This window comes from Agrobacterium sp. LEGMi-208b (assembly GCF_059511785.1).
This window is the reverse complement of the sequence record NZ_CM183445.1, coordinates 869,099-888,243: the sequence shown is the minus strand read 5'-3', so window position 1 is coordinate 888,243 and position 19,145 is coordinate 869,099. Positions and strand designations below refer to the sequence as shown.

Genomic DNA, 19,145 nt, shown 5'->3' with positions numbered 1-19,145 from the left:
TTTGCCCTCTTTGAAATTGAGACGGCGCGACCGACACGGCGCGCAACAACGGTACGATTATGAGCGACACCGCAGAAAAACTGGATTACTCCTCCACCCTCTACCTGCCGCAGACGGATTTTCCGATGCGCGCCGGCCTGCCGCAGAAAGAACCGGAAACGGTGAAGCGCTGGCAGGAGATGGGCCTCTACAAACGCCTGCGCGCCTCCGCCGCCGGCCGCGAGAAATTCGTGCTGCATGACGGCCCGCCCTATGCCAACGGCAATATCCATATAGGCCATGCGCTGAACAAGATCCTGAAGGATGTCATCACCCGCTCGTTCCAGATGCGCGGTTACGACGCCAATTACGTTCCGGGCTGGGACTGCCACGGCCTGCCGATCGAATGGAAGATCGAGGAAAAATATCGCCAGAAGGGGATGAACAAGGACGACATCCCTGTCAACGAATTCCGCAAGGAATGCCGTGAATTCGCGAGCGGCTGGATCGCCATCCAGTCGGAAGAGTTCAAGCGTCTCGGCATCGAGGGCGACTTTGAAAACCCCTATACGACGATGAACTTCCACGCCGAAGCCCGCATCGCCGGCGAGTTGCTGAAGATCGCCCGCACCGGCCAGCTTTATCGCGGCTCGAAGCCCATCATGTGGTCGGTCGTGGAACGCACGGCGCTGGCGGAAGCCGAAGTCGAATATGCGGATGTCGAGAGCGACATGATCTGGGTGAAGTTCCCGGTGAAGTACGGTGTTGGCGGTGCGGGGCCAAAATGGGGAGGTGTTCAACTATCTGAGACACCAACGGATGCCGAAATGCATCGTGTTTTTCCCGGCGATTTTGTCGTTATCTGGACAACGACGCCTTGGACAATCCCGGGCAATCGAGCGATTTCGTTTTCGTCGCGAGTAAGCTATGGTCTATATCGCATAACTGCTGCTGAAAACGCTTTTGGTCCTCAGCCGGGTGAGCGAATGATTTTCGCTGACAAGTTGGCCGAAGAGAGTTTCTCAAAAGCCAAGCTGCAAGCGGAACGCCTTTATGATGTGCCGGCTACCGTAATGAAGAACCTACGCTGTGCTCATCCACTTGCTGACCTCGGCTATAATTTTGACGTTCCGCTTCTCGAAGGCGATCACGTCACCGACGATGCCGGTACCGGTTTCGTGCACACCGCGCCGAGCCACGGCCGTGAGGACTTTGACGTCTGGACCGCGCATCAGCGTGAGCTGGAAGCGCGCGGCGTTTCGTCGGCCATCCCGTTCCCGGTTGGCGATGATGGTTTCTACACCGAAGACGCCCCCGGTTTCGGCCCATCCGCCGAAGGCGGCGCTGCCCGCGTCATGGACGATAACGGCAAGAAGGGCGATGCCAACGACCGTGTCATCAAGGCGCTGATCGCGGAGAACAACCTCTTTGCCCGTGGCCGCCTGAAGCACAGCTATCCGCATAGCTGGCGCTCCAAGAAGCCGGTCATCTTCCGCAACACGCCGCAATGGTTCGTCTATATGGACAAGGAACTGGGCGACGGTACGACGCTGCGTTCGCGTTCGCTTGATGCCATCGATCAGACGCGCTTCGTCCCGGCTTCCGGCCAGAACCGCCTGCGCGCCATGATCGAAGGCCGGCCCGACTGGGTCCTGTCGCGCCAGCGCAGCTGGGGCGTGCCGATCGCCGTCTTCGCCGATGAGAAGGGCGAGGTTCTGGTCGATGAGGCCGTCAACACCCGCATCCTCGAGGCCTTCGAGGCCGAAGGTGCGGACGCCTGGTTCGCCGAAGGCGCCAAGGAGCGCTTCCTTGGCAATGATCACGACCATGCCCGTTGGCAGCAGGTCATGGACATCCTCGACGTCTGGTTCGACAGCGGCTGCACCCACACCTTCACGCTGGAAGACCGCCCGGACATGAAGTGGCCGGCGGATGTCTATCTCGAAGGTTCCGACCAGCATCGCGGCTGGTTCCACTCGTCGCTGCTGGAAAGCTGCGCGACGCGCGGCCGTGCGCCCTATAACGCCGTCGTCACCCATGGTTTCACCATGGATGAGAAGGGCGAGAAGATGTCCAAGTCCAAGGGCAACGTCGTCTCGCCGCAGGAAGTCATGAAGGACGCGGGCGCCGATATCCTGCGCCTGTGGGTCATGACCACGGATTATTGGGATGACCAGCGCCTCGGCAAGGCCATCATCCAGACCAATGTCGATGCCTATCGCAAGCTGCGCAACACCATCCGCTGGATGCTCGGCACCCTTGCCCATTACAAGGGCGAGGAGATCGCCTATGACGATCTGCCGGAGCTGGAAAAGCTGGTGCTGCATCGCCTCTCCGAACTGGATGGCGTCGTGCGCGAAGGTTATGACGGTTTCGAGTTCAAGAAGATCGCCCGCGCGCTGGTGGATTTCGCCAATGTCGAGCTTTCGGCCTTCTATTTCGACATCCGCAAGGACACGCTTTATTGCGACGCGCCGTCATCGCTGAAGCGCCGGGCGGCCCTCTCGGTCATCGCCAAACTCTTCGATTGCCTCGTCTCGTGGCTGGCGCCGATGCTGCCCTTCACGACAGAGGAAGCGTGGCTGTCGCGTTATCCGGATGCGGAATCGGTGCATCTCGTCCAGTTCCCGGAAATCCCGGCGGAATGGAAAAACGATGCGCTGGAAGCGAAGTGGGAAAAAATCCGCAAGGTCCGCACCGTCGTCACCGGCGCGCTGGAAGTCGAGCGCCGTGAAAAGCGCATCGGTTCCTCGCTGGAGGCCGCGCCTGTCGTCCACATCGCCGATGCCGATCTGCTGGCGGCGCTGAAGGGGCAGGATTTCGCGGAAATCTGCATCACCTCGGCCATCTCGGTGGTGGGTGATGAAGGCCCGGCCGATGGCTTCCGTTTGCCGGAGGTAGCAAAGGTCGTGGTCGAGCAGAAGCTGGCGGAAGGCGTAAAATGCGCCCGTTCCTGGCGCATCACCACCGATGTCGGCTCCGATCCGGCCTATCCGGAGGTTTCCGCCCGCGATGCGGCCGCGCTGCGCGAGCTTGCAGCCCTCGGATGATCCGAAGCTGCGCATCGTTCCTGTCGAAACCCGATTCCGGGTTTCGGGCCGATGCGCGATGAAAATGACCGGATGAATTGCGCTTTGCCTCTTCATCCGGTACACCTGCCTGAAAATGGCCGGATTTGCACGGCAATGCGGGCTGCCGCCTGCCGAAAGACGATGTCTGGCGAAGTGGGACGGACGGCTGGAAGGGTTTCAATGAAGACGATGCAGGGTAATGCGCAGGGTTTGGGCATGTTTCGCACGGTTGTTGGCGTCACGACGATAGGCGTGCTGCTCGGTGCCTGCACCAGCCCGACCTATGGTACAGGCAAGACGGCGGCTGAGCAGCTTGTCGACGATCTCGGCAATGCGACCTCGATCACCGGCAATGACCAGGAAAAGCGCAACCTGAAATACAGCCCGCGTCCGGGCCTCGTCGTTCCCGCCCAGACCCGGGCCGAACAGCTGGCCGAGCCGCAGCGCAACATGGCAAGCCGCGAAAACAATCCGCAATGGGTCGAATCGCCGGAAGAAACCCGCGAACGCCTGCGTGAAGAGGCGGATGCCAACAAGAACAACCCGCATTACCGCTCGCCGCTGCTTGCCGGCAACGGCACGGCCGGCCAGATGACCGAAACCCAGAAATGGGAAGCCTTCCGCAAGGCGAAGGCCGATGCCCAGGGTGGTTCCGTCGTCAACGCCCAGCGCAAGTTCCTCACCGACCCGCCGGTTGAATATCGCAGCGTCCCGCAGGACCAGCTGACCGATCTCGGCGAGCCGGAGCAGAAGAAGGAAAAGCGCCGCAAGAAAGAAGCGGCCGTGGCAAACACCGGCAAGAGCTGGTGGAACCCCTTCCAGTAAACAAAGGGCTGATGGCCTGCGGGAAAAATTGAGCCTCCCGCCGGCCGCTCAATCGTCGAGACGTTTTTCGCGGAAAAATTGCCGCAGGATTTCAGCGCTTTCGCTTTCCGCCAGCCCGGAATAGACGTCCGGCGCATGGTGGCAGGTCGGCTGGCTGAAAAAGCGCACGCCATTATGCACCGCGCCGCCCTTCGGGTCTTCCGCGCCGTAATAGAGCCGGCGGATACGGGCGAATGAAATCGCCGCCGCGCACATGGTGCAGGGTTCCAGTGTCACGTAGAGATCGGCGCCGGGCAGGCGTTCCTGTTCCAGCGCTTCGCAGGCCATGCGGATCACGGCGATTTCGGCGTGAGCCGTCACATCGTTCAATTCACGGGTGCGGTTGCCGGAACGGGCGATGACGCGCCCGTCCAGAACCAGTACCGCGCCGATCGGAACCTCCTGCCGCTCAGCCGCGGCACGGGCTTCGACAAGCGCCAGTTCCATGAAATGCGTCCTTTCGGCCATTGCGTTTCAATTTCCTCTTAACCCTTGTGCTTGGACCTGATAGGACAGCCCAAACAACAGGCAAACAGCAAATGACTTTTAAAGACAAGCCGAAGCGTGACGGCGGCAAGACATTTAGCCGCGACAGGAAGCCGAAAGGCCCTGGTAAACCCGCCGCAGAGCGCGAAAAGAAACCGGCGGAAGCCAAGGCTGCCCCCGCGGCAGAGGTCGTTGGCGGCGGTAAACCGGAACGTATCTCGAAAATCATGGCGCGCGCAGGTGTGGCCTCGCGCCGCGATGTCGAGCGCATGATCATGGAAGGCCGCGTGTCGCTGAACGGCGTCAAGCTGGATACGCCGGTGGTGAACGCCACGCTGTCCGACAAGATCGAAGTCGACGGCATGCCGATTCGCGGCGCCGAGCGCACGCGCCTGTGGCTCTACCACAAGCCCGCCGGTCTGGTGACGACCAATTCCGATCCGGAAGGCCGTCCGACGGTTTTCGACAATCTGCCGGGTGAACTGCCGCGCGTGCTCTCCATCGGCCGCCTCGATATCAATACCGAAGGCCTGCTGCTGCTGACCAATGATGGCGGCCTTTCCCGCGTGCTGGAACTGCCGACCACCGGCTGGCTGCGCCGTTACCGCGTGCGCGCCCATGGCGAGGTCGATCAGGCCGCACTCGACAAGCTGAAGGAAGGCATTGCCGTCGACGGCGTGCTTTATGGCGCGATCGATGCGACGCTCGACCGCACCCAGGGCCACAATGTCTGGATCAGCATGGGTCTGCGCGAAGGCAAGAACCGTGAGATCAAGAACGTGCTCGGCGCGCTTGGTCTTGAGGTCAACCGCCTGATCCGCATTTCCTATGGTCCATTCCAGCTGGGCGATCTGCCCGAGGGCAAGGTGCTGGAAGTGCGCGGCCGCATGCTGCGCGACCAGCTCGGCCCGCGCTTGATCGAAGAGGCCGGCGCCAATTTCGATGCGCCGATCTACAACACATCTGTTGAGGATGAGGAAGAAGCGCCAGTCAAGCGCGCCAAGTCTGAATGGGCAAAGAGCGACGCGCCGGAAGGCAGGCCGCGTTTTGAAAAGGCTGCCGGCAAGCCGGAAGACCGCCGCGAAAAAGCGCTCGGACGCCTCGATACCAAGCGTGGCGACAAGCCCGCCGGCAAGTTCGGTGCCAAGCCTGCCGGAAAATTCGGTGGCAAGGGCCGCAATGACGAAGAGGGCGATGACCGTCGCCCCCGCCAGCCCGCCGGCACCAGCCGCACCGCCAATGTCTGGATGGCGCCCGGTGCAAAGCCCACCCGCGACGGCAAGGAACGCAAGTCGTCTGCCCGCGCTGAAGCCGAAAGCCTGTTCAAGAAGCCGTCCGCTCAGGATGAAGCGCGTCGTAACGTCGTGCGGCATGCTGACGCCGAAGGCGAGTGGATTCGTTCGGACTCCCCCCGTGAAGAAGAAAGTGGCCGCGGACGCGGTGACCGTCCTGGCCGCGGCGAAAGGAGCTTTGGCGATCGCGGTGGACGCGGCGGAAAATCTTTCGGCGATCGGCCTTTCGGGGATCGCCCGCGTGAAGACGGCGACCGGCCCCGTGGCGAGCGCCCTGCACGCGGTGCAAAGAGTTTCGGTGATCGCCCTGCGCGCGGTGAAAAATCTTTCGGCGACCGCCCGTTCCGTGACCGGCCCCGCGAAGACGGTGATCGCCCGCGCAACGACCGTCCGCGGGGCGAAAGGGCCTTCGGCGATCGCACCGCCCGTGGCGAAAAGCCGTCTGGCGATCGGCCGTTCCGCGATCGTCCGCGTGAAGATGGTGACCGTCCACGCGGCGAACGGCCTTTCGGCGACAAGCCGAGAGGCGCAAAACCCGGCGGCAGGCCCGCATCGGGCAAACCGTCCTTCGGTAAACCCGGCGAGCGTTCGGGTTTTTCGGGCAAGGGCAAAGGCCCCGGCGGCAATGGCCCCGGCGGCGGCAAGCCGGGCGGCAAAGGCCCGGGTGGCAAACCTTCTGGAGGCAGGGGAATGACACGTAATGCGGATCGTAGGCGGTGAGTTCCGCGGCCGGACACTGGCCGCGCCGAAATCGAATTCCATTCGTCCGACCATCGACAGGACGCGGGAAAGCCTCTTCAACATCCTGAGCCACGCCTATCCGGAAAGTCTTGACGGTACGCGCGTGCTGGACGTTTTTGCCGGAACCGGCGCGGTGGGGCTGGAAGCCCTGTCGCGCGGCTGCCGGGTGGCGCTCTTCGTCGAAAATGGCGTCGAGGGCAGGGGGCTGTTATGGGAAAATATCGATGCGCTGGGTCTGCACGGCCGCGCCCGCATTTTGCGGCGTGATGCCACCAAGCTCGGCGGGGTCAACAATATCGAGCCCTTCGATCTTCTCTTCGCCGATCCGCCCTATGGCCACGGTCATGGCGAGAAGGCTTTCGCGGCAGCGCATGGCGGCGGCTGGCTGAACCCCGGCGCGCTCGCTATCCTGGAAGAGCGTGGCGATGTCATGGTGAAGGTTGATCCGGTCTTCAAACCGCTCGAAAGCCGCATCTTCGGCGACACGAAAATGCATTTCTACCGCTACGAGCCCTAAGGCATTTCCAGCAAAACTGGAGCCCGGTTTTCCATCCGGAAATGCGACAGGACAAAGAGTTAGAGTGTTTTCGCGAGTTCGGGGAAAAGCGAAAACGCTCTAACGGGAACAGCTTCCCGTCACGCCACGGTCTTGTCTTGTTTGCCGAATAGGCAGAGTCTTTGCCGTGGAGAGAATTTGGGTATTCGCATGGAGCAGGGTGTAAACGAAAGCATCACGATCGTCCGCGCCGGGGAAGAAATTCTCGATGGTGACGGCACTGTTGGCCACGAGCCGACTTTCGGGCTGGCGCTCGGCGGCGGTGGCGCACGCGGCATCTGCCACATCAACGTCATCGAGGCGCTGGACGAACTCGGCATCCGGCCCGTGGTGATTTCCGGTTCTTCCATCGGCTCCATCATCGGCGCGGGCATGGCGGCCGGCATGACCGGCCGCGAAATCCGTGAATATACGCTTGAGCTCATGGGGCGGAAGGGTTCGGTCGCCAACCGGCTCTGGAGCCTCGGCCCGGCATCGATGCGCCATGCGGTGGACGGTTTTCGTTTAGGCCAGTTCAACCTCGAACTCATCCTGCACGCCTTGATGCCGCAGGCTCTGCCGAAGGAGTTTTCGGAGCTCGCCATTCCGCTCAAAGTCATAACCACGGATTATTACGCCCAGACCGAAGTGTTGGTGGAAAGCGGCGAGATCATTCAGGCGCTGGCGGCATCCGCCGCCATTCCGGCACTGTTCATGCCGGTGCGCATCGATGGCCGCATCATGATCGACGGCGGCATTTTTAATCCGGTGCCCTATGAGCATCTACTGGACCACGCCGATATCGTCATCGGTGTCGATGTCGTCGGCGGCCCGGAAGGTGACGGCACCACCATGCCGAACCGGCTGGACAGCCTGTTCGGCGCCAGCCAGCTTATGATGCAGGCGGCAATCGCCCTGAAGCTGAGGCTGCGCCCGCCGCACATCTTCCTGCGCCCGCCAGTGCATCGTTTCGGTGTGCTTGACTTCCTGAAGTCCGAGGAGGTGCTGAACGCATCGGCCGGCATCAAGGACGATCTGAAACGGCAGATCGACATGCAGGTGGAGCTGTTTCACCGCGGGCAGGGTGTCGAGGCCTGAGCGTTACTTCCTTGAATATTCGCCGGGAAAGCGCGGGTACCGCCCCTTTCTTCTCCCCAAGGGGGAGAAGGTGGCCCGAAGGGTCGGATGAGGGGGCAACGCCAGCGATAGACCGCACCCTTGCCCCCTCATCCCGCTGCCGCGGACTTCTCCCCGGCGGGGAGAAGAAACAAGTGGTACTTTCCCAGCCAATTCCTTGAACTACAGCGAAACTTCCGTCTCGCTGTCCTCCGCATCCTCTTCCTCCTCCCACTTCTCCGCCTTGGTCTTCGGCTTCATCAGCGGTTCCGGCTTCACTTCGCGCACCGGCTTGTTGTGCAGCATCTGCCGTCCGGCCGCGAGGCCTTCGACGGCTTGAAGCTCCAGCCGCTCCTCGTCGCGTTCGCGGATATCGTCGGCAATCGCCAGCGCCGTTTCGCCATCCATATCCAGCCCCTCAAGGATCCGCCTGCCGAACAGGAGGCCGGATTCCAGCGTCTCGCGGATTTCATATTCCACGCCCTTTTTCCGGAGGTCGAGGGAATGTACGCGGTCATAGGAGCGGGCATAGATGCGCACGCTCGGAAATTCCGACTGGATCATGTCGATGATACGATCGGTGACCTCCTTTTTATGGGTGCAGACCGCCACGAGATCGGCTCGTTCTATGCCGGCGGCGATCAGCACGTCCTTGCGGGTGCCATCGCCGAAAAAGATGCGGAAGCCGAAACGGGCGGCCTGACGGACGCGGTCGGCGGAGCTGTCGATGACGGTCACGTCCCGCCCGCCGGCCAGAAGGATCTGCGAGGCGATCTGGCCGAAGCGGGAAAAGCCGATCATCAGCACATCCGCACCCGCCCCGTCGAAATCCTCTTCCAGCTTGTCCTCTTCCGCATCCTCCGCCATCAGCCGGCGCGAAACCACGGCCAGCAGCGGCGTCAGCGCCATGGAAAGCGTGACGACGGCAACGAGGATCGAGGCGGTTGCCTGCGGAAACAGCCCGGAGGCGGCCGCCGTCGTGAAGAGCACAAAGCCGAACTCGCCGCCCTGCGCCAGAAGCAGCGCGATACGGCTCGATGCATAACGCGACGAGCCCGCGATACGGCAGAGGCCATAGATCAGCGCCGCCTTCACCGCCATCATGACAGGCACGGCGATCAGGATCAGCACAATGTGCTCATAGACGATATTGACATGCAGCGACATGCCGACAGCCATGAAGAACAGCGCCAGAAGCAGTCCGCGAAACGGCTCGATATCGGCTTCCAGCTCATGCCGGTAAGAGGATTCCGATAGCATCAGCCCCGCCAGCAGCGCCCCCATGCCCATCGACAAGCCCACCGCCTCCATCATGGCGGCGGCGCCGATGACGACGAAGAGGGCGGCGGCGATCATCACCTCGCGCGCACCCGTGCGGGCGATGATCTGGAACATAGGCGTCAGAAGATAACGCCCGGCCAGCACCATGCCCGCCACTGCGATGACGGAGGCGACAAGATCGGACACCATGGAATCCGTCGGCACATCCGGGCGGTTGGAGAGAATGGTGACGAGCGCAAGCAGCGGCACGATGGCGAGATCCTGAAACAGCAGGATCGAGAACGACCGGTTGCCGTGCCGCGTATTCATGTCGCCGTCATCGGCAAGGATTTGCAGCGCAAAGGCGGTGGAGGAAAGCGCAAGGCCGAAACCGGCGACAAGGCTGCCGCGTGCATCGATCAGCCCCGCCCACCAGGCAATCGCCGCCAGCACGCTGCCCGTTACCAGCACCTGCGCCAGCCCGAGCCCTAAAATATCGCGCCGCATCTGCCAGATGCGCGACGGTTTCAGTTCCAGCCCGATGATGAAGAGCAGGAAAACGACGCCCAGTTCCGAGACGTTGAAGATGTCCTTCGCATCGGTGACGAGATGCAGGAACGGGCCGATGACGATGCCCGCCACCAGATAACCCAGCACGGTGCCGAGCCCGAGCTTGCGGAAAACCGAGGCTGCGATGACCGCGCCGGCCAGAAGCAGCAGGGGTTCGGAAAAGAGAGCGTCGTGCTCGGTCATGCGGGCGGACTTTCGAATAGGGTGGCGAAAAGCCTTGCCGATGGAGAAAGCGGCGTTTCGCCCTTGATGCGGGGTTGCTGGCACAATAAATGGAACAGGAATGAAAGGCCAACTCATGTCCTCAGAAATAGATTCTTCCAAACTTCTCGATCGCGCCAGCCAGCTTGTCGATCTTGCCCGCGCCGCCGGCGCGGATGAAGCGGATGCCGTTGTCGTCCGCTCCCGCTCTCAATCGGTCGGCGTTCGGCTTGGCAAGGTGGAAAGCACCGAATCCTCCGAAAGCGACGATTTTTCCCTGCGCGTCTTCGTTGGCCGCCGGGTGGCGAGCGTTTCCGCCAATCCGGGCTTCGATCTGAAGACCTTGGCGGAACGGGCGGTGGCCATGGCGAAGGTCTCGCCGGAAGACCCCTTTGCCTGCCTTGCGGACAAGGAACGGCTGGCGACCTCCTACGACGATCTTGAGCTTTTTGACGCGACCGAGGTTTCGGCGGATCAACTGCGCGAGGCCGCCCTTGCTTCGGAAGAGGCAGCACTTGCGGTCAAGGGCGTCAGCAATTCCTCAGGCGCCGGCGCATCGAGCGGCATGGGCGGCCTGGTGCTTGCCACCTCGCACGGTTTTTCCGGCAGCTATATGGGCAGCCGCTTCAGCCGTTCCGTCAGCGTCATCGCCGGCGAAGGCACGAAGATGGAGCGCGACTACGATTTCGATAGCCGCCTTTATTATGCCGATCTCGATGCCGCCGAAGAAATCGGCCGGCGCGCGGGTGAAAAAGTGGTGCGGCGTGTCGGACCGCGTCAGGTCGATACCGGCAGCAACATCACCGTGGTGTTCGATCCGCGCATCGCCCGCGGTTTCGTCGGCGCGATTGCCGGCGCCATCAACGGCGCCTCGGTTGCCCGCAAGACCAGCTTCCTGCGGGACAAAATGGGTCAGCAGGTTCTGAAAAAGGGCCTTTATCTCACCGACGATCCGCAGATCGTGCGCGGCCCGTCCTCGCGTCCCTTCGATGGCGAGGGCGTGCGCGGCGAGAGGATGACGATGATCGAGGACGGTGTTTTGAAGCACTGGTTCCTGTCCACCTCGGCGGCGCGGGAACTCGGCCTTGAAACCAACGGTCGCGGCGTGCGTGGCGGCACGGCGGTTTCGCCAGCCTCCACCAATCTGGCGCTGGAGCCGGGCGATCTCTCGCCGGAGGACCTGTTGCGACAGGTCGGAACCGGCTTTTACGTCACCGAGCTGATCGGCCACGGCGCCAACATGATCACGGGTGAATATAGCTGCGGCGCAAGCGGTTTCTGGATCGAGAACGGCGAAAAGACCTTCGCGGTTTCCGAGGTCACCATCGCCTCGAACCTGAAGGACATGTTCATGCGGGTCACGCCGGCTAACGATATCGACCGCAAATACGGCGTCGCCGCCCCGACGCTCGCCATCGAAGGCATGACGATCGCGGGCAAGTGAGGCGGCCCGCGGGTTGTTTTCGCCAGCGCTTTGTGTGCAAGTGCGAAAAGAAAAACGGGCGCGCCGGGTGAGGCGCGCGGAAAAGACGGCAAAATGAACGACATGGCTGAGGCCCGCTGGGCCTCCGATCTGAGGCTGGTGCTTGAAGCCGCCCGCAAGGCGGGCGAGACGGCCCTCGGTTTCTTCCGCAAGGATCCCGAGGTCTGGTGGAAGAATGGCGGGCTTTCGCCGGTCAGCGCGGCCGATTATGCCGCCAATGAAATCCTCGAAACCATCCTGCGCTCCGCCCGACCGGATTACGGCTGGCTTTCCGAAGAGACGGATGACGATACGGACAGGCTTTCCCGTTCCACCGTCTTCGTCGTCGATCCCATCGACGGCACCCGCGCCTTCATCGGCGGCCGGGATACCTGGTGTGTCAGCGTCGCGGTGGTGCATGAGGGGCGGCCGGTGGTCGCGGCCCTTGTCGCACCGGCGCTTTCAGAGGAGTTCACCGCATTTGAAGGCGGTGAAGCCTTAAAGAACGGGGCGCCCGTTTTTGCCGCGCGCGAAAATGCCGGCATCTTCCATCTGGCAGCACCTGAAGACGTGATCACGCATCTGCCGGAAGAGGTGCGGGGCGGCGTCAAGCGCATTCCGCACGTGCCCTCGCTCGCCTACCGGCTGGCCATGGTGGCGGATGGCCGCATCGACGGAACGCTGGTCAAGGCCAACTCGCATGAGTGGGATCTCGCCGCCGCTGACCTCATTCTGGAGAAGGCCGGCGGTCGCCTGGTCGGGCTTGATGGAAAACCTCTGATGTATAATCGCCGCCAGGTGAACCACCCCGCATTGTGCGCTGCAGCAGATTATGCATTGCCTGCACTTTTGAAAGCGTTTTCACATCTGTCTGACAGTTGACGTTTGCCGGGAAATCCCGCAGATGAAGGCCTCTCTCAGAGTTTAAGAAAGAGATAAAGACATGACGGAATCTGGCAAACAGAAACAGCTGCTGCACCTCGTATTCGGCGGCGAACTGGAAAACCTTCAGGATGTTCAGTTCCGGGATTTGAAGGCGCTCGATATCGTCGGTATCTATCCGGACTATGCTTCCGCGCTCACCGCATGGAAGTCCAAGGCGCAAATGACTGTCGATAACGCCCATATGCGTTATTTTATCGTGCATATGCACCGTCTTCTCAATCCGGACGACAAAATTTGAGTCCTTTTGCCCTTGCGTTGTAATACTATTGGGTGAAGGCGAGTTTTCCCGTGATTCCTGCGCGAGCGGCGCAGGTCGGGAATACCGGGGCGAGAAAATGTGATCGCGCTTTCGTTTCCGATGACAAAAAATGACGCAATTTAAGAAGAAGTAGGCGGCGATAACAACAAGAACAGGGGAAGAGCATTGCGCGGAATGATCAAGGGCAGAATGTCATGAGCAGCCGTATCGCACGTTTCGCTCTTTCCGGTTACCGGATTGCCGGTATCGCCGCTTATCCCTTTGCCAAGCCCTATCTTTCCTATCGGGCGGCCAAGGGCAAGGAAGACAAGCGTCGCCGTCTCGAACGTTTCGGTTACGCCAGCGCCGAGCGCCCGCGCGGGCCGCTCGTCTGGTTCCACGCCGCAAGTGTCGGCGAAACGCTTGCCCTCATCCCGCTGATCCGCGAAATTCGCAAGCGCGATATCTTCGTGCTTCTGACCACCGGTACCGTCACGTCGGCCGAACTCACCCGCACCCGGCTTGGCGACGATGTGATCCACCAATATGTGCCGCTCGACATCAAGATCGCGGTCAACCGTTTCCTCACCTACTGGGCGCCGGATGCCGCCATAACAGCGGAATCGGAAATCTGGCCGGTGACGATGATGGAACTGGAGCGCCGGCACATTCCGCAGATCCGGGTCAATGCCCGCCTGTCGGACCGTTCCTTCGACCGCTGGAAAGCCCGTCACGATATTGCGGAATCGCTGTTCTCCAAGCTGGCGCTGGTGGTTGCACAGTCCGATCTCGATGCCGAACGTTTTCGTGATCTCGGCTCCTGGCCGGTGGTGATATCAGGCAATCTGAAGGGCGACACCGATCCGCCGCCCTGTGACGAGGCGCTGCTGGAGAGCTATCGCAAGCAGGTCGGCAATCGCAAGACATGGGCGGCGATCTCCACCTTCGACGGCGAAGAAAAGGCCGCCGCCACCGTGCATGCCGCGATCAAGTCGCGCAATGGGCAACTGACCATCATCGTGCCGCGCCATCCCGAACGTGGCGATGAGGTAGAGGCGATGCTGAAGGGCATGAATCTCTCCGTCGCCCGCCGCAGCAGGAATGACGCGATCACCCCGGAAACCGATATTTTCCTCGGCGATTCCATCGGCGAAATGGGGCTTTACCTGCGGCTCACCGAACTTGCCTTTGTCGGCCGCTCGCTGACCGCGGAAGGCGGGCAGAACCCGCTGGAGCCGGCCATGCTCGGCTGCGCCGTGCTTTCCGGCGCGCATGTGCAGAATTTCCGTGAGGCCTATCAGAAGCTGATCCGCGCCGGCGGCGGCCGCATCATCCGTGATGTCGAGATGCTGGCCAAGGCGGTGCATTATCTCTTGGTCAACGACAATGAGCGTTACAAGATGATCGATGCCGGCAACCGGGTCATTCAGGATATGCGCGGCGCGCTGTCCTCCACCGTCAAGGCGCTGGAGCCCTATATCAATCCGCTCACCGTTTCGGCCAAGCTGCAACCGCGGAGCGCCATCGGTTCATGGTAGCGGATCTCGAACTTGATGCGGCACAATCGATCGCCGCTGTGCTCTTCGACAAGGACGGCACGCTGTTAGGTTATGACGCCAGCTGGGGACCGGTGAACCGCGAACTCGCGTCGATTGCCGCCAGGGGCAACGCCGTACTCGCCGACCGGCTTCTCATCGCCTGCGGCATGGACCCGATCACCGGCCATGTCGTGCCCGACAGCCTGCTGGCCGCCGGTAACACGGCGGAAATCGCTGCCGGTCTGGTCGCGGCCGGCTCGCCCTGCGATGTCGTTGAACTCACGCAACGCCTCGACCGGCTGTTCACCGAGGCCGCGGACAAATCCGTGCCGGTCACCGATCTCAAGGCATTTTTCGCAAGGCTGAAGGCACGCGGCTACAAGCTCGGCATCGCCTCCAGCGACAATGAAAACTCCATCCGCCAGACGGCCATCCGCTTCGGTTTCGAAGCCGATATCGATTTCGTGGCGGGATATGACAGCGGTTACGGCACCAAACCGCAGCCGGGCATGGTTCTCGGTTTCTGCGAGGCGATCGGTTTTCCGCCGGAACGCGTGGCTGTTGTCGGCGACAATAATCACGATCTGCATATGGCCAAAAATGCCGGCGCAGGCCTGCGCGTCGCCGTGCTGACCGGAACTGGCTCGCGTGAAAGCCTTGGTGCGGATGCGGATTATTGTTTCGACGACATTACCGGGCTTGAGGCGCTGCTGCCGGAACGGGTTGCTTAAGAAGGAACCACCCATCTCTTTCGTCATTCCGGCCTCGAGCCGGACTAGCCAGCCCAAGTCCTTGGGCTGAAAAAGACCCTTCTCGCCGCGCAGACGCGCGCCGGATGGATTCCGGCTCAAGGCCGGAATGACGGAGAGCTTTTTTGCAATTCACGGTTTTTTCTGGCAAACAACCCCTGACGTATAACATCCGAACGAATGCCGTGGGCGACGCGGCCGGGAGCGGGCATAGATGGTTTCTGAAGCGCCGCCATTCTGGTGGCAGAAAGCGGGCTGGCAGGCATGGCTCCTGTCGCCTTTCTCGCTTCTCTACGGCAAGATCGCCGGACGGCGGATGCGGACGGCAAAGCGGGCAAGCGTGTCCGTTCCGGTGATCTGCATCGGCAATTTCACTGTCGGCGGAGCGGGCAAGACACCGACAGCGATGGCAATCGCCCGGGCTGCTACCGCTAAAGGCCTGAAACCCGGTTTCCTTAGCCGCGGTTATGGCGGCACGCTTGACGTCACCACGCTTGTCGATGCGCGGCACCACCGCGCCGCCGATGTCGGCGATGAGCCTCTTCTTCTCGCGCGCGAGGCGGTAACGGTGATTTCGCGCCGGCGCGTGGAAGGCGCGCATCGGCTGGTGAAGGAAGGTGTCGATCTCATCATCATGGATGACGGGTTCCAGAGCGCCCGCCTGACGCTGGACTATGCGCTCGTCGTCATCGATACGGTACGCGGCATCGGCAATGGCCATCTCGTTCCCGGCGGCCCGGTGAGGGCGCCGCTGGCCGAACAGATGCGGCAGATGACCGGATTGCTGAAGGTGGGCAAGGGCCACGCGGCCGATCCGCTGGTGAGGCAGGCGGCCAAGGCCGCCAAACCGGTCTTCGTCGCCGCGATCACGCCGCAGGAGCCTGAGGATTTCAGGGGAAAGCGCGTTCTGGCTTTCGCCGGCATCGCCGACCCTGCGAAATTCTATCGCACCGTCGAGGCGCTTGGCGGCGACATCGTGCTGAGCCGCTCCTTCCCGGATCATCATCATTTCAGCGATGACGAAATCGACGATCTCCTCAAGGATGCCCGCAAGGAGAATTTGCAGCTGGTGACGACCGCCAAGGATGCGGTGCGGCTCAACGGGCATCACGGCCGGGCGGAAGAGCTGCTGTGGAACAGCCAGGTGATCGAGATCGACATGGTGTTCGATGATCCCAATGCGGCCGGGACGATTATTGAGGCTGCGGTGGTGAACTGCCGCGCGCGCCTGCTGCGGGACAATTCGCGGACGTCAACTTAGAGCACCGAAGAATGGGGTCGTCAGGGCCCCACTCCCCTCATTCCTGTGCTTGTCACAGGAATCCAGCCGACACGCGTCTGCGCGGCGGAGAGACTCCTTTTCAGCCCAAGGACTTGGGCTGGCTGGATCCCTGTGACAAGCACAGGGATGAGGGGTGTGGAAGGAACGCGCAGTGTGAAAAAGGGGGGCGTAGCGGATGCTGCCTTTTGCTGACCTCCCCAACGCGCCGCATCCCAACTCAGGCCGGTAAACCACCAGCCTTCCGTTCCGCCTCCAGCGAAGCCGCCGCATCCACATAGGCTTCCTGCCGCGCCACGCTCCAGTAGCGCAACTCATCGAGCGGAATGGTCTTGGCCGTCACGGCGCAGATGACATGTGAGCCGGTCTGGACGATGCGGAAGTCCCCGTCGAGATATTCGATGACGGCGAGGCGGTTGCCGCCTCCTTCAAATCTGTTCATCCGTTTTCGTCTCCTGCTCTGTCCTGTAAGCGCACCCAGTCCGAAACGGCGCAGCGTTCTCCTGAACATCCGGATGCTCCAATGTCTCAAATTTATATAGTTTGGCGCGGCGCAAGGCCAGCCCTGCCGCTCGTGCTTCCATAAAGGCGTCAGCTGCGGCCGAAGAGCCGTTCTATATCGGAAAGTTTCAGTTCGATATAGGTCGGACGGCCGTGATTGCACTGGCCGGAACCCGGCGTGTTTTCCATCTGCCGCAGAAGCGCGTTCATTTCCTCCGGCCGCATGCGCCGGCCGGAACGCACGGAGCCGTGGCAGGCCATGGTCGCGGCCACATATTCCAGCTTGTTGGCAAGCGTGGAGGCGGCGTCCCATTCGGCGATCTCGTCGGCAAGCTGGCGCACCAGCCCCTGCACATTGACTTCGCCCAGCATGGCCGGCGTTTCCCGCACCGCGACCGCACCCGGCCCGAAACGCTCGATGACCAGCCCCAGCGCATCGAAACCGGCGGCATGATCCATCAGCCGGTCGCAATCCTCTTCCGGCAGATCGATGATTTCGGGGATAAGCAGCACCTGCGAAGGCGGGCGTCTGGAATGCAGTGCGTTACGCATCTGTTCGAACACCAGCCGCTCATGCGCGGCATGCTGGTCGACGATGACGAGACCGTTTTCCGTCTGCGCGATGATGTAGTTCTCGTGCAGCTGTGCCCGTGCTGCTCCGAGCGGATAAAGCACCGGCTCCGGCGAGGGGCTTGCGGAAGCCTCATAAGCATCGCGTGGTTCCGCCCGCGCTGTCGGCATGGTGATATCGGAAAAGCGCGACTGCACCGCTTCCGCAAATTGCATGTCTCCTGAAACGGCGAGCGGGCGCGATGGCGACGTGGCGGCGGACCACGGCGCGGGGGCTGCCATGGAAGGCGAGGGCCGCAGCCCGGACGGGCTGTAGCCGGGACGGAAGGCGTTCATCATCTGGCTCGCACCCGTCGTGGCCGCCCTGTCGCCGTCGCGCGTCAGCGCCTGCCGGATCGCGCCGACGATCAGCCCGCGAATGAGGCCGGGATCGCGAAAACGCACGTCGGATTTCGCCGGGTGCACGTTCACGTCCACAAAGGCGGGATCGAGCGTGATGGACAGCACCGCGACCGGATAGCGCCCATGCGGCACGGTTTCGGCATAGGCGCCGCGAATGGCGGATAAAAGCAGCTTGTCCTGCACCGGGCGGCCATTGACGAAGACATATTGATGCGCCGAGTTGCCGCGGTTGAAGGTCGGGACACCGGCAAAACCGGTCAGCGTCACATCCTCGCGCCCGGCGTCGATCTCGATGGCGTTGTCCTTGAACTCGGCACCGAGAATCTGCGCCATGCGGGCCAGATGATCGTCGCCGGTCGAGGGGATTTCGAGCGTCGAGCGGTCGGTGCCTGACAGCACGAAACGGATATGCGGGAAGGCGATCGCCATGCGCTTGACGACCTCGGTGATCGCGGCCGCCTCGGCGCGTTCCGTCTTCAGGAATTTCAGCCGCGCGGGCGTGGCGAAAAACAGGTCGCGCACCTCGACGATGGTGCCGGCATTGGCGGCGGCGGGCCGCACCTCCGAAACCTTGCCGCCGGTAACGGAAATCACCGACCCCTGTGCCGCACCCTGTTGGCGGCTGGTAATCGTCAGCTTGGCGACGGAGCCGATGGAGGGCAGGGCCTCGCCGCGAAACCCGAGCGTGCGGATATCGTCAAGCGTATCGGAAATCTTCGAGGTGCAGTGACGCCTGACCGCCAGCTCCAGATCGGCAGGTGACATGCCGGAGCCGTTGTCGGTAATCCGCACCAGCCCCTTGCCGCCGCCCGCCGTGGCGATCTCGATCCGGGTCGCGCCCGCATCGATGGCGTTTTCCACCAGTTCCTTCGTGGCGCTGGAGGGTCTTTCGATGACCTCGCCGGCGGCGATCTGGTTGATGAGGGTTTCTGAAAGCTGCTTGATGGCCATGATCGTCATTTTCGCGGATTCGCCGTGGCTTCGAAAGCAAAAAACTCGAGCTGCGGAAATTTGCACATGTTTTGCGGCCTGTCGGGCATTTGATCATTTCCCTCAACATGGCGTTAAGCGTTAATCCGCCTTTAATCGGCCTTGATTATGGTGGGGCGGCTTGAAATGACCGCAGGAACGGGGCCGCCTTCGCCGGGCGGTGTGTGACGTCGACTATGGGTGAGCGTCATCTTCCCCTCAAGACTGCTTCAAGTTGCAAACCCTGATGTCTCTTTTTCGGAATTTTTTCGTTTCATCCCGGCATCTGCCCTGGACGATTCCACTAGAAACATAAGCCTGACCCCTGAAAAACAGGCGGGAGTTTGCAGTTGAGTGATTTGGCGTCCTCTGGCGCG

General features: G+C 61.9%; 15 protein-coding genes. 11 read left to right on the top strand and 4 right to left on the bottom strand.

Annotation, left to right across the window (positions count from 1 at the left end; all coding sequences use genetic code 11):
* Positions 1–59 precede the first annotated feature (59 nt).
* Together ileS and AC5YUO_RS04430 are read left to right on the top strand one after the other, a co-directional pair.
* The gene (ileS, locus tag AC5YUO_RS04435; RefSeq protein WP_496154387.1) at positions 60–3,029 is read left to right on the top strand and encodes an isoleucine--tRNA ligase; all 2,970 of its coding nucleotides are present in this window, start codon (positions 60–62) and stop codon (positions 3,027–3,029) included.
* Between the two features lie 201 nt (positions 3,030–3,230).
* Positions 3,231–3,875, top strand: a complete 645-nt coding sequence (locus AC5YUO_RS04430; protein ID WP_496154386.1) for a hypothetical protein — start codon at positions 3,231–3,233, stop codon at positions 3,873–3,875.
* 48 nt (positions 3,876–3,923) lie between these two features.
* Here the strand turns inward: AC5YUO_RS04430 and AC5YUO_RS04425 are convergent, their stop codons facing one another.
* Positions 3,924–4,382, bottom strand: a complete 459-nt coding sequence (locus AC5YUO_RS04425; RefSeq protein ID WP_400820239.1) for a nucleoside deaminase — start codon at positions 4,380–4,382, stop codon at positions 3,924–3,926.
* 71 nt (positions 4,383–4,453) lie between these two features.
* Here AC5YUO_RS04425 and AC5YUO_RS04420 point away from each other — a divergent pair, with 71 nt between their 5' ends.
* The 3 genes from AC5YUO_RS04420 (at position 4,454) to AC5YUO_RS04410 (ending at position 8,066) form a co-directional block, all read left to right on the top strand.
* A complete protein-coding gene (locus tag AC5YUO_RS04420) occupies positions 4,454–6,412 on the top strand; it encodes a pseudouridine synthase (RefSeq protein ID WP_496154385.1) in 1,959 nt (652 codons plus the stop codon).
* Positions 6,393–6,950 carry a 16S rRNA (guanine(966)-N(2))-methyltransferase RsmD gene (gene rsmD / locus AC5YUO_RS04415; protein WP_496154384.1) on the top strand — a complete coding sequence of 186 codons (558 nt, stop codon included), beginning with the start codon at positions 6,393–6,395 and terminating at the stop codon, positions 6,948–6,950. The genes AC5YUO_RS04420 and rsmD overlap by 20 nt, the downstream gene beginning before the upstream one ends.
* A gap of 189 nt (positions 6,951–7,139) precedes the next feature.
* Positions 7,140–8,066: a patatin-like phospholipase family protein gene (locus tag AC5YUO_RS04410; RefSeq protein WP_496154383.1), complete on the top strand. Its 927-nt coding sequence runs from the start codon at positions 7,140–7,142 to the stop codon at positions 8,064–8,066.
* 201 nt (positions 8,067–8,267) lie between these two features.
* Here AC5YUO_RS04410 and AC5YUO_RS04405 read toward each other — a convergent pair whose 3' ends face one another.
* Positions 8,268–10,097 carry a monovalent cation:proton antiporter-2 (CPA2) family protein gene (locus AC5YUO_RS04405; protein ID WP_496154382.1) on the bottom strand — a complete coding sequence of 610 codons (1,830 nt, stop codon included), beginning with the start codon at positions 10,095–10,097 and terminating at the stop codon, positions 8,268–8,270.
* Positions 10,098–10,212: 115 nt separating this feature from the next.
* Between AC5YUO_RS04405 and AC5YUO_RS04400 the strand changes: the two genes are divergently transcribed.
* The 6 genes from AC5YUO_RS04400 to lpxK all read left to right on the top strand — a co-directional run bounded on the left by AC5YUO_RS04400 (position 10,213) and on the right by lpxK (position 16,308).
* Positions 10,213–11,559 carry a TldD/PmbA family protein gene (locus AC5YUO_RS04400; protein ID WP_496154381.1) on the top strand — a complete coding sequence of 449 codons (1,347 nt, stop codon included), beginning with the start codon at positions 10,213–10,215 and terminating at the stop codon, positions 11,557–11,559.
* A gap of 93 nt (positions 11,560–11,652) precedes the next feature.
* Positions 11,653–12,459, top strand: coding sequence for a 3'(2'),5'-bisphosphate nucleotidase CysQ (locus tag AC5YUO_RS04395; protein ID WP_496154380.1), 807 nt, complete (start codon positions 11,653–11,655; stop codon positions 12,457–12,459).
* A 61-nt stretch (positions 12,460–12,520) separates the two neighbouring features.
* Positions 12,521–12,760, top strand: a complete 240-nt coding sequence (locus AC5YUO_RS04390) for a DUF4170 domain-containing protein (RefSeq protein WP_003521023.1) — start codon at positions 12,521–12,523, stop codon at positions 12,758–12,760.
* 215 nt (positions 12,761–12,975) lie between these two features.
* On the top strand, positions 12,976–14,298 hold the full coding sequence (waaA, locus tag AC5YUO_RS04385; protein ID WP_037090824.1) for a lipid IV(A) 3-deoxy-D-manno-octulosonic acid transferase: 1,323 nt from the start codon (positions 12,976–12,978) through the stop codon (positions 14,296–14,298).
* Complete coding sequence (locus tag AC5YUO_RS04380; RefSeq protein WP_496154379.1) at positions 14,292–15,029, top strand: HAD family hydrolase; 738 nt, start codon at positions 14,292–14,294, stop codon at positions 15,027–15,029. Before waaA ends, AC5YUO_RS04380 begins: the two co-directional genes overlap by 7 nt.
* A 232-nt stretch (positions 15,030–15,261) precedes the next feature.
* The gene (gene lpxK, locus AC5YUO_RS04375; protein ID WP_496154378.1) at positions 15,262–16,308 is read left to right on the top strand and encodes a tetraacyldisaccharide 4'-kinase; all 1,047 of its coding nucleotides are present in this window, start codon (positions 15,262–15,264) and stop codon (positions 16,306–16,308) included.
* 238 nt (positions 16,309–16,546) lie between these two features.
* Here lpxK and AC5YUO_RS04370 read toward each other — a convergent pair whose 3' ends face one another.
* Positions 16,547–16,768, bottom strand: coding sequence for a DUF2093 domain-containing protein (locus tag AC5YUO_RS04370; RefSeq protein ID WP_080825855.1), 222 nt, complete (start codon positions 16,766–16,768; stop codon positions 16,547–16,549).
* Between the two features lie 149 nt (positions 16,769–16,917).
* Positions 16,918–18,750 carry a DNA mismatch repair endonuclease MutL gene (gene mutL, locus AC5YUO_RS04365; protein WP_496154807.1) on the bottom strand — a complete coding sequence of 611 codons (1,833 nt, stop codon included), beginning with the start codon at positions 18,748–18,750 and terminating at the stop codon, positions 16,918–16,920.
* Positions 18,751–19,145: the final 395 nt, after the last annotated feature.